We start from the raw sequence: 10480 nt of genomic DNA, 5'->3' as shown, positions 1-10480 counted from the left end.
GCCCTGCGCGCCCTGTCGGCCGGCAGCGCCGCCGTGGCCGCCGCCGCGACGGCCATGGCCGGCGCGCAGCACTGACGGCCCGTCCCGGCGGGAAGGATGCACCCATCGGGGAGAGCCCGGGCAGCGGGCGAAACCGGCACACCATCGGCCCGAGGGGGCTTTGCGATGACCACACCGCCGGAGCCGGACCGTCAGTACGAGCTGCTGGAGCTGTACAAGCTCGCCGTGGAGATGGCCGACCGGGTCTCGGCCCGACGCGGCAGCGCCAACACCTTCTTCCTGTCCGTGCAGACCGCGCTGGTCACCCTGATCGGCTTCGGCATACCCAAGCTCTCCGAATCCCCGTGGTGGGTGCCGACGGCCGTCGCACTGGCCGGCATCACCCTCTCCGGGGCCTGGTGGATGCAGCTGCGCAGCTACCGGGACCTCAACGGCGCCAAGTTCCAGGTCATCAACAGCCTGGAGGAGAAACTGTCCGCGCGGATCTACACCGAGGAGTGGGACGTCCTCAGGAACAGCGCGGCGCCCGGCCGCCGGCACCGGCACTACACCGAACTCGGCACCACGGAACGGCTCGTGCCGATGATATTCGCGGTGGCCCATCTGATCCTGCTGACCGGCACACTGGCCACCGGCACACTGGCCGTATGAGCCACCTCGATCCCATCGCCGACCTGATCCGCGCCTGCCTGCCCTCCGAGGCCAGACCTCCCGCGGGCTCCGACGACCTCTTCCGCATCTACGCCGTGCTGCTCCAGGCCAAGGGCGAACAGGTCACCGACGAGGACGTCCACAACGCCTGGACGGCCTGGACCCAGACGACCGACGACACCCACAAGGCCCTGGTGCCCTTCCACGACCTCGACGCCCGCACCCGCGCCCTCGACGCCCCGTACACCCTCGCCATCCGCACCGCCGCCCGCAGGCTCCACCACTCCACGGCCTGAGGGCGGCGGGTCGGCCGGACGGGCCACCCCCGTCCGCCGCCCCTCAGACTCCGGGGGCGGCGGCCGCGAGCTCGTCGACGGTGCCGGACATGACGGTGCGCAGGTGGCGGGTGAGGTGCTCGACGGGCCAGTCCCACCAGGCGAGGTCCAGCAGGCGGGCGATGTCGGCCTCGTCGTGGCGCAGCCGGATCACCTCGGCCGGGTTGCCGCCGACGACGGCGAAGTCGGGGACGTCGGAGGTGACGACGGATCCGGCGGCGACGATCGCGCCGTGGCCGATGCGCACCCCGGGCATGACGGTGGTGCGGTAGCCGAGCCACACGTCGTGGCCGATCACGGTGTCGCCGCGCCCGGGCAGGCCGGTGATCAGGTCGACGTGCTCGGCCCAGGCGCCGCCCATGATCGGGAAGGGGAAGGTGGAGGGCCCGTCCATCCGGTGGTTCGCGCCGTTCATGACGAACCGCACCCCTGTGGCGAAGGCGCAGAACCTGCCGATGACGAGCTTCTCCGGCCCGTAGTGGTACAGCACGTTGCGGGTCTCGAACGCCGTCGGGTCGTCCGGGTCGTCGTAGTACGAGTACTCGCCCACCTCGATCAGCGGCGAGGTGACCAGCGGCTTGAGGAGGACCACCCGCGGCTGCTCGGGGAAGGGGTGCAGCACGGTCGGGTCGGGCACGGCGGGGATCACGAGGAGGGCACCGCTTTCTCGTTGACGGGATGTCAGAGCACCGGGGCGCCGGAGCGCACCGCTCCATGATCCCCGTCCCCCGCACAGGGCGTGACCAGGGCCGTCACCTGCCGCCGCTGTCGCCGTCCCCGTCGTTCTCCCCGCCGTCCCCGCCGCCCTGCCCGCCGTCCCCGTCCGGGCCCTCGGGCTCACCGGGCGGGGACGGCCCGTCGTGGAACGAGACGTCGACCCGCTGCTCGGGCCGGCGCTCCTCCTGCCGGGCGACCGAGGACAGCACCGCCTGGTCGGCGTCCGTCAGCGGCGGCTGCAGCAGACTGCGCGGCCACAGCCGCCGGGCGAGCACGACGTCGACCTCGGCCGCGTACACGGTGACCTGCGCGGCCAGGTAGAGCCAGAACAGCAGCCCGATCACCGTCGCGAAGAACCCGTAGACCTGGCTCGCGTGGCGCAGCTCGTGGGCGACCAGCAACGAGCCGGTCGCCTGGAGGACGGTGAACAGCGGCCCGGCGAGCGCGCAGCCCGGCCACAGCGCCCGCAGCGGAACCTCGCGCGGGGTGAGCACCCGGAAGCAGGCCAGGCACAAGGCGGCGTTCGCCAGCGCCGAGACGACCAGGCCCCCGATCCGGGCGGCCGGCCCGGCCAGCGTGGCGCCGACCAGCGAGGCGGCGGCGGTGCCCAGCACCAGCCCGCTGCCCAGCACCGCGAACAGCAGCACGCTGCGCGCCAGCCGCGGCCAGTAGCCGGGCCGCTTCACCCCCGGCACGTTCCAGACCTCGGCCATGGCGTGCTGCAGGACCTGCGCGATGCCCAGCGCCCCGTACAGCAGGCCGAGCGCGCCGATCACCAGGGCCAGGCCGTTGCCCTGCAGGGAGTGGACGTTCTGGCGCAGCTGGTCGCCGATGATCGGGAAGTCGGCGAGCGCGGAGTCCAGCACCGCGCGCTGCGCCCCGGGGTGGCCGTGCAGGGCGAAGCCGAGGACGGTGCTGAGCAGGAGCAGCAGCGGGATCAGCGCGACGAAGCCGTAGTAGGTGATCAGGGCGGACAGCAGCCCGCCCCGGTCGTCCCCGTACTTGCGCACGACGCCGACCACCAGGCCGGGGGCCCGGTGGCGCTGCTGGAAGCCGTCCACGGCGCGCAGGCCCCGCTCGATCGGATTCACACCGCGCGTCTGCCCACGGCGCGCGGTGCGACACCCCGGCTGCGCGCACCGGTCCGGCGTGGTTGATCGGTCAACTGCTTGATCAACTGGCGTCAAGTTGTCTGTACAGCTCGGAGTCTCCCGCCGGTCATCGGCCGGTCATCGGACACCACGGCTGCGTCCACTTCGGTCTCGTACACATAACGGGTCCGGTCCGAACCGCGCGGCCGGCCCCCGTACCGAAGACCCGCGGTCCGTCAGCAAGGAGCCCCACCCCCATGAGTCCGAAGCCCGAACTGTCGCGCCGCAGCATCCTCGGCGGCGCGGCGGCGGCCGCGGTGCTGTCCGCCCTCCCGACCAGCGTCCAGCAGGCGCTCGCCGCACCGGCCCGGCCCGGACGGCTGGCGGACATCCAGCACGTCGTGGTGTTCATGCAGGAGAACCGCGCCTTCGACCACTACTTCGGCACCCTGGCGGGCGTGCGGGGCTTCGGCGACCGCACCGCCGTGCGCGGCGTCGACGGCCGTTCGGTGTTCCACCAGCCCGACCCCGGCCGCAAGGAGGGCTACCTGCTGCCCTTCGCGATGAACGCCGCCCACACCAACGCCTACCAGCAGGGCGCCCCCTCCTTCGGCTACGGCGACTCCATGAACGCCTGGAACGACGGCCGCGCCGACGGCTCCGTCACCCGCCGCTCCTCCGGCTGGCTCGGCCAGGGCTACTACGAGTCCGCCGACATGCCCTTCTACCACGCCCTCGCCTCGGTGTTCACGGTCTGCGACGCCTACTACGCCTCCGTGCAGTGCAACACCAACACCAACCGCGACCACCTGATGACCGGCACCAGCGGCGGCACCGTCCGGGACACCCCGGTGACCGACAACACCGAGATCCCCGGCGGCTACGAGTGGACCACCTACGCCGAGCGCCTGGAGCAGGCCGGCGTCAGCTGGAAGACCTACCAGGCCATCGACAACTTCGACGACAACGCCCTCGCCTGGTTCGCCCCCTTCGTCAAGGCCAGGCCCGGTGAGCCGCTGTACGAGCGCGGCATGCGCGCCGTCGGCGACCCGGCCAAGAAGAACGACCCGTTCGCCATGGGCGACGCCCTGGTCGAGGCCTTCACCGCCGACGTCCAGGCCGACCGCCTCCCGCAGGTCTCCTGGATCGTCGCCCCCGCCGCGCTGTCCGAGCACGCCAACTACGCGCCGCCGAACGGCGAGCACCTCACCTCCCGGCTGCTCTCCGCGCTCGCCGCCAAACCCGAGGTGTTCCAGAAGACCGTCTTCATCCTCAACTACGACGAGCACGGCGGCTTCTTCGACCACCAGCTGCCGCCCGTCCCGCCGCTGGCCGACGGCCGCGGCAAGTCCAACGTCCCGGTCGACGGCGAGGTCGTCGTCCGCGTCAGCAAGGGCTCCTCCACCTACCACCGGGTGGTGAGCCAGGACGGCAAGTACCGGGTCAAGGCCGCCGACGGAACCCTCACCTGGTCCGACACCCTCCCGGCCGGCGAGACCCTGGTCTCCGGCCCCTACCCGATGGGCCTGGGCGTGCGGGTGCCGATGGTCGTCGTCTCGCCGTGGACCCGCGGCGGCGTCGTCGACTCCACCGTCTACGACCACACCTCCGTCCTGCGCTTCCTGGAACAGCGCTTCGGCGTCCAGGAGCCCAACATCAGCCCCTGGCGGCGCGCGGTCTGCGGCGACCTCACCAATGTCTTCGACTTCTCCGGCCGCAACCCCGCCTGGCCGCAGCTGCCCGACACCAGCGGCAACCGCCAGAAGGTCATCGACACCGGCAAGCTCCCCACCCCCACCGTGCCCAGCCCGCAGACCTTCCCCCAGCAGGAGCGCGGCACCCGCTCCTCCCGCCCCGCCCCGTACAACCTGCTCGTCAAGCCCCGCCTCAAGGGCGACGAACTGACCGTCGACTTCGTCAACCAGGGCCGCCAGGGCGCCGTCTTCGCCGTCTACCCCGCCCCCGGCGAGGCCCCCAAGCACTACACCGTGGCCGCCAAGAGCCGCCTCTCGGACGTCTGGAAGGTCGGCCCCGCCGGCTACGACCTGCGCGTCCACGGCCCCAACGGCGCCCTGTGGCACCTGCGCGGCGACACCACCTCCGCCTACGAGATCTCGCTCTCCGAGGAGAGCGACGGCAAGGTGCTGGAGGTCGACGTCATCAACCGCTCGCGCACCGCCCAGACCTTCCTGGTCGGCGACCTCGCCTACGGCGACGGCCTGCGCGAGGTGCGGGTGGCGGCCGGCGACGACCGCACCGTCAACCTCAAGGTCGGCCCCGAGGGCTGGTACGACGTCGCCGTCGGCGTCCAGGGCGAGCTCGGCTTCCGCCGCCGCATCGCCGGCCGCTTCCCCTGGGACGACCGCACCGTCACCGACCCGGCCCTCGGCCTGGCCGACCCGCTCACCGTGAACCTCGCCCTCGGCGCCGCCTCCGCCACCATCGACGAACCCGTCCTGCTGCCCGGGCGCCCCGCCACGGTCACCGCCACCCTCACCGCCACCACCGCCCTCACCCGCCTGGAGGCCCAGCCGCTGCTCCCGCCCGGCTGGACGGCCACCGCCGTCGTCGCCGCGCCCGACAAGCTCGCCGCCGGCGCCAGTGCCACCGCCGTCTGGCAGGTCACCCCGCCCGCCCAGCTGCCCGCCACCGCCACCCACCGCCTGCTGGTCACCGCCCGCGCCCAGGCCGACGGCCGCTTCGCCGTCGCCGACGGCGAACTCGCCGCCCGCCCCGCCCCGGTGATGACCGGCCACCTCCTCGACGAGGACTTCGAGTCCCTCGCCGACGCCCTGCGGCCCGAGGCCGGCCTGCTCGGCTGGACCGCCCAGGCCCCCAAGGGCTGGTCGGTGGTCAACGCCCCCGCCATGCCGCAGGGCACCGTCCGCCTCCAGGGCTGGACCTTCCACACCAAGCGCGAATGGGCCGCCCTCGGAGCCCAGGACCGCGGCAACTTCACCCGCGCCCTGGGCGTCGTCGCCGTCGCCGACCCCGACGACTGGGACGACACCGGCTCGCCCTCCCGCAAGGGCGTCTTCGACTCCACCCTGGTCTCGCCCGCCGTCGCCATCCCGGCCGGCACCGACACCCTCCACCTCGCCTTCGACTCCCACTACCGCCAGGAAGCCCCGCAGAAGGCCTCCGTCACCGCCGTCTTCGACAACGGCACCGAGACCCGCCTGCTGGCCTACAGCTCCGACGCCACCGGCAACGACAACGCCGGCAAGGACGCGCAGAACACCCGGATCACCCGCAGCTTCGCCGTCCCGGCCGGAGCCCGCTCGGTGACCCTCAAGTTCCGCATGTACGACGCCGGCAACAACTGGTACTGGGCCGTCGACCACATCCGCCTCGACACCCGCCCCGTCACCGGCTGACCTCTTCGGCCCCGCCCGGGCCCGTCCGAGCCTCCGCGCCCGGGCGGGCCCGGCCGCGTCCACCCACGGCGGAAATCGCCCGGCTCAGCCGCGCTGTTCGGCGACGGCGGCGGGGGTGGCGAAGCGGGGCAGGACCTCCTCGGCGAGTTCCTGCAGCAGCTCGTCGACGGGGCGGTCGTTGGGGCGCAGGTTGAAGGAGACGTGGGCGACGCCGAGCTCGGACATCAGCTCCAGGTACTCGATCAGGGCGGTGCGCCCGGTGCTGAGGCCGAGCCGGACGGGGCGCGGCGCGGTGGTGGGGTCCTCGGCGAGGGTGAGCACCATCGGGGTCAGGTAGGGCTTGTCGCCGGCGAGGTCGCGCCACTGGCGCATCCGCAGGCGCAGCGCGTTCAGGTCGCGCGGGTAGTCGAGGGAGGCGTCGGCGTGCTCGGCGATCCACTCGGGGCTCTGCTGGGCGCCGCCGGCGACGGCGATCGGGATGCCCGCGGGGTGGACCGGCCGGGGCAGGACCTCCAGTCGGCGCTCGGCGCCGAGGCCTGCGGCGGGCAGTTCCAGCGGGCCGGGCCGCCAAGCGGCGCGCAGGGTCTCGACGCCGGTGCGGAAGGCCTGGCCGCGGTTGTGGAAGTCGCGCTCGAACAGCGGGTACTCCACGGGGCGGTCGCCGCTGGCCAGACCGAGCAGCAGGCGGCCACCGGAGAGCACGTCGACGGTGGCGGCGGCCTTGGCGACCAGCAGCGGCTCGCGCAGCGGCAGCACGACCGCGCCGGTGGCGAGGACCGCGTCGTGGGTGAGGGCGGCGAGGTGGCCGAGGTGGGTGAAGGTCTCGAAGACGCTGCCGGCGTCGCCGAACTGGACGGGGTCGTAGAGCGGGACGTCGCGCACCCACAGGGCGGCGAAGCCGAGGCGGTCGGCGAGTCGGGCGAGGCGGGCGTGCTCGGCGAGGTCGGGGACGCCGAAGGGACGGCCCACCTCGTGGTCGGCCCGGCCGCGGTCCTGGCCCCAGTCGTTGTCCAGGGGCAGTTCCAGGCCGATGGTCAGCCGGCCGTCGGCGGGGGCCAGTCGGGCGAGTGCGGGGTGGGGCAGTGCCATGGCGGGTCCTTGGAGGCAAGGGCCCGTCCCGGGCGGCGGTGCGACCGCCCGGGACGGGAGTGGTGGGGCGGGCCGGATCAGTTGAACTGGTCCGGGTGCGGGCCGGTGCGCAGGCCGCGGTCGGTGGCGGCGACGGCGGCCATGTCCTGCTCGGTCAGCTCGAAGTCGAAGACGTCGAGGTTCTGCCGGATGCGGGCCGGGGTGACCGACTTGGGGATGACGATGTTGCCCAGCTGCAGGTGCCAGCGCAGGACGACCTGGGCGGGGGACTTGCCGGTGCGCCGGGCGATGGCGGTGATCGCCGGGTCGTCCAGGACGGCGCCCTGGGCGAGCGGGCTCCAGGCCTCGGTGGCGATGCCGTGCTTGGCGTGGAAGGCGCGCAGCTCGGCCTGCTGGAGGCCGGGGTGCAGCTCGACCTGGTTGACGGCGGGCACCAGCGAGCTGTTGTCCAGCAGGCGCTGGAGGTGGGCGGGCTGGAAGTTGGACACGCCGGCGGCGCGGATGCGGCCCTCCTCGGCGAGGCGCTCGATGGCGCGCCAGGAGTCCAGGTAGAGGTCGCGGGCCGGGGTGGGCCAGTGGATGAGGTAGAGGTCGGCGTAGTCCAGGCCGAGCTTGGCGAGGCTGGCGTCGAAGGCGCGCAGGGTGGCGTCGTAGCCCTGGTCGGCGTTCCACAGCTTGGTGGTGACGAACAGGTCCTCGCGGGCCACGCCGGAGGCGGCCAGGGCGCGGCCGACGCCGGTCTCGTTGCCGTAGATGGCGGCGGTGTCGATGCTGCGGTAGCCGGCCTGGAGGGCGGAGGCGACGGCGGCGGTGGTCTGCTCGTCGGGGACCTGGAAGACGCCGAAGCCGAGCTGGGGGATCTCGACGCCGTTGTTCAGCTTCACGGTGGGGACGCCGGGGGTGGTCATGGTCGCGGGCTCCTTCAGGCGGTGCGGTCGGTGAGGGTGTAGTGGACGGTCTGGGCGCTGATGAGGCCGTCGCGGAAGACGAAGGTGTCGACGCCGTCGGCGACCTCGCGCTCGGGGGTGGTGGCGCTCCAGTGCAGGAGCAGCACCTCGCCGGCGAAGCGGGGGGTGAGCTGCCAGTCGGCGTCGGGCAGGTCGGCCAGCAGCCGGCCGAGGGCCTGCCGGATGCCGACCCGGCCGTGGAAGGTGCCGGCCGGGGTGACGGCGACGGCGTCCTCGGTGTAGTTGCCGCTGACCAGGTCGAGGTCGCCGGTGCCCAGGCGCTCGCCATGGTCGGCGAAGACCTCCTGCGGGCTGCGGGTCGCGGCGCTCATCGGGCGAGCTCGGCGAGGGCGGCGGTGGCGAAGGAGTGGTCCTGTTCGGGGGCGCCGCCGCCGACGCCGATGGCGCCGATCAGCCGGCCGTCGCGGTGGACCGGGATGCCGCCGGCGATGAACAGCAGCGGGCGGTCCAGCGCGGTGGGCAGGGAGTGGAACGGCCCGTCGGGCTTGACCAGGTCGACCAGGTCGGCGGTCGGGGCGTTCAGCTGGAGGGCGGTGTAGGCCTTGCGGGTGCTGGTCTCGCCGGAGATCAGCACGGCGCGGTCGTCGCGGCGGAAGGCGAGCAGGTGGCCGCCCGCGTCCAGGACGGTGATGCTGACCGTCACGCCCGCGGCCTCGGCGGCGGTACGGGCGGCGGCGACGAGGGTCTCGGCGTCGGCGGTGGTCAGCGGGGCGACGGCGGTGGTGCTCATGGTGGTTCTCCCGGTGGTGGGGGTGGGGCCCGGCCAGGTCGATGGTCAGTGGTGCAGGGCGGCGTGGCGGGGAGCCGCGCCCGTGGTGACGGCCTCGCGGGCGTGGTCGCGGCGCTCCAGGGCGGCGGACCAGAAGGCCAGCAGCAGGGCCGCTCCGGCGAGGACGGCGCCGACCCAGTTCGGGGCGGTGTAGCCGAGGCCGGCGGCGATGACGATCCCGCCGAGCCAGGCGGCCAGCGCGTTGCCGAGGTTGAAGGCGCCGATGTTGACGGCGGAGGCCAGGGTGGGGGCGCCGTGGGCCTGGTCCAGGACCCGCTTCTGGAGCGGGGGGACGGTGGCGAAGCCGAGGGCTCCGACCAGCAGGACGGTGACGGCGGCGAGGATCTTGTTGTGGGCGGTGAGGGTGAACAGCGCCAGCACCACGGCGAGTCCGCCGAGGGTGGTGTAGAGCATCGGCATCAGCTTGCGGTCGGCGTAGCGCCCGCCCAGCAGGTTGCCGAGGAACATGCCGACGCCGAACAGCACCAGCAGCCAGGTGACGGAGCCGTCGGCGTAGCCGGCGACGGTGGTCATCATCGGGGCGATGTAGGTGATCGCGGCGAAGACGCCGCCGAAGCCGAGCACGGTCATCGCCATCGCGAGCAGCACCTGCGGGTTGCGGAAGGCGGTCAGCTCGCGGCGCAGGTGGGCGCCCTCGGGGCGGGGCACGGCGGGCACGAGCTTGGCGATGCCGAGCAGGCCGACCACGCCGAGTGCGGCGACGGCGGCGAAGGTGGTGCGCCAGCCGACGGCCTGGCCGATGAAGGTGCCCAGCGGCACGCCGACGATGTTGGCGATGGTCAGCCCGGTGAACATGGTGGCGATGGCGCCGGCCTTCTTCTGCGGGGCGACGAGGTCGGCGGCGACGACGGAGCCGATGCCGAAGAAGGCGCCGTGGGCGAGCGAGGTCACGATGCGCCCGGCCAGCATCACGGGGAAGGACGGGGCGAACGCGGAGAGCAGGTTTCCGGCGACGAACAGGCCCATGAGCAGCATGAGCATGGTTTTGCGGCTGATCCGGGTGCCGAGGGCGGTCATCAGCGGGGCGCCGATGACGACGCCGAGGGCGTAGCCGGTGACCAGCAGGCCCGCGTTGGGGATGGAGACGCCGTAGTCGCCGGCGATCTGGGGCAGGAGGCCCATGATCACGAACTCGGTGGTCCCGATCCCGAATGCGCCGATGGCCAGGGCGATGAGAGCGAGAGGCATGGGCCCGAACCCTTCTGTGATTGCTTGAGGGAGCGCCTTGCGTGCTTCCACAATAGTTGCAGACGCGCGATAAGTGCAAACGCGGATATGGGGCATGCGCTATGGGGTCGGGCGGGCGCGTGGCGTCACGGCCCCGGGCGCGCGGCGTGACGCGCCGGGGCGGGGATTCGGGGGCGGCGTGCGGGTGCCGTGGAACGCGGCCGGGCCCGGCCCGTCCGAGCCGCGTGTGCGGTTCGGACGGGCCGGGCCCGGGGGAGTGGTGGTGCGGGGCCGG

General features: G+C 73.4%; 10 protein-coding genes. 3 read left to right on the top strand and 7 right to left on the bottom strand.

Features of this window, described 5'->3' with window-relative positions:
* Window positions 1–165: 165 nt before the first annotated feature.
* Both KS423_RS27355 and KS423_RS27350 read left to right on the top strand, forming a co-directional pair.
* Window positions 166–651: a hypothetical protein gene (locus KS423_RS27355; protein ID WP_224282439.1), complete on the top strand. Its 486-nt coding sequence runs from the start codon at window positions 166–168 to the stop codon at window positions 649–651.
* Entirely contained in the window at window positions 648–947 is a 300-nt protein-coding gene (locus KS423_RS27350) for a hypothetical protein (RefSeq protein ID WP_224282438.1), read from the top strand. The genes KS423_RS27355 and KS423_RS27350 overlap by 4 nt, the downstream gene beginning before the upstream one ends.
* A 43-nt stretch (window positions 948–990) precedes the next feature.
* On the opposite strand, the gene KS423_RS27345 is transcribed toward KS423_RS27350, so the two are convergent.
* Together KS423_RS27345 and KS423_RS27340 are read right to left on the bottom strand one after the other, a co-directional pair.
* Window positions 991–1632 (bottom strand): CatB-related O-acetyltransferase, encoded by a 642-nt coding sequence (locus tag KS423_RS27345; RefSeq protein ID WP_224282441.1) that lies wholly within the window; start codon window positions 1630–1632, stop codon window positions 991–993.
* A gap of 106 nt (window positions 1633–1738) precedes the next feature.
* Entirely contained in the window at window positions 1739–2794 is a 1056-nt protein-coding gene (locus tag KS423_RS27340; protein WP_224282437.1) for a YihY/virulence factor BrkB family protein, read from the bottom strand.
* Between the two features lie 257 nt (window positions 2795–3051).
* On the opposite strand from KS423_RS27340, the gene KS423_RS27335 reads away from it, so the two are divergent.
* Window positions 3052–6171: a phosphocholine-specific phospholipase C gene (locus KS423_RS27335; RefSeq protein WP_224282436.1), complete on the top strand. Its 3120-nt coding sequence runs from the start codon at window positions 3052–3054 to the stop codon at window positions 6169–6171.
* Window positions 6172–6255: 84 nt separating this feature from the next.
* On the opposite strand, the gene KS423_RS27330 is transcribed toward KS423_RS27335, so the two are convergent.
* The 5 genes from KS423_RS27330 to KS423_RS27310 all read right to left on the bottom strand — a co-directional run bounded on the left by KS423_RS27330 (window position 6256) and on the right by KS423_RS27310 (window position 10206).
* Window positions 6256–7260 (bottom strand): TIGR03571 family LLM class oxidoreductase, encoded by a 1005-nt coding sequence (locus KS423_RS27330; protein ID WP_224282435.1) that lies wholly within the window; start codon window positions 7258–7260, stop codon window positions 6256–6258.
* A gap of 77 nt (window positions 7261–7337) precedes the next feature.
* A complete protein-coding gene (locus KS423_RS27325; RefSeq protein WP_224282434.1) occupies window positions 7338–8168 on the bottom strand; it encodes an aldo/keto reductase in 831 nt (276 codons plus the stop codon).
* Window positions 8169–8182: 14 nt separating this feature from the next.
* Window positions 8183–8539, bottom strand: coding sequence for a nuclear transport factor 2 family protein (locus KS423_RS27320; RefSeq protein WP_224282433.1), 357 nt, complete (start codon window positions 8537–8539; stop codon window positions 8183–8185).
* On the bottom strand, window positions 8536–8958 hold the full coding sequence (locus KS423_RS27315) for a heme-binding protein (RefSeq protein ID WP_263455284.1): 423 nt from the start codon (window positions 8956–8958) through the stop codon (window positions 8536–8538). Before KS423_RS27315 ends, KS423_RS27320 begins: the two co-directional genes overlap by 4 nt.
* Before the next feature lie 45 nt (window positions 8959–9003).
* Entirely contained in the window at window positions 9004–10206 is a 1203-nt protein-coding gene (locus tag KS423_RS27310) for an MFS transporter (RefSeq protein ID WP_224282432.1), read from the bottom strand.
* Between the last annotated feature and the right edge of the window lie 274 nt (window positions 10207–10480).

Origin of the sequence: Streptomyces sp. LS1784 (assembly GCF_020103755.1) — a bacterium.
In the GTDB taxonomy this organism is placed as follows: Bacteria; Actinomycetota; Actinomycetes; order Streptomycetales; family Streptomycetaceae; genus Kitasatospora.
This window is presented reverse-complemented; position numbering and strand designations above follow the sequence as displayed.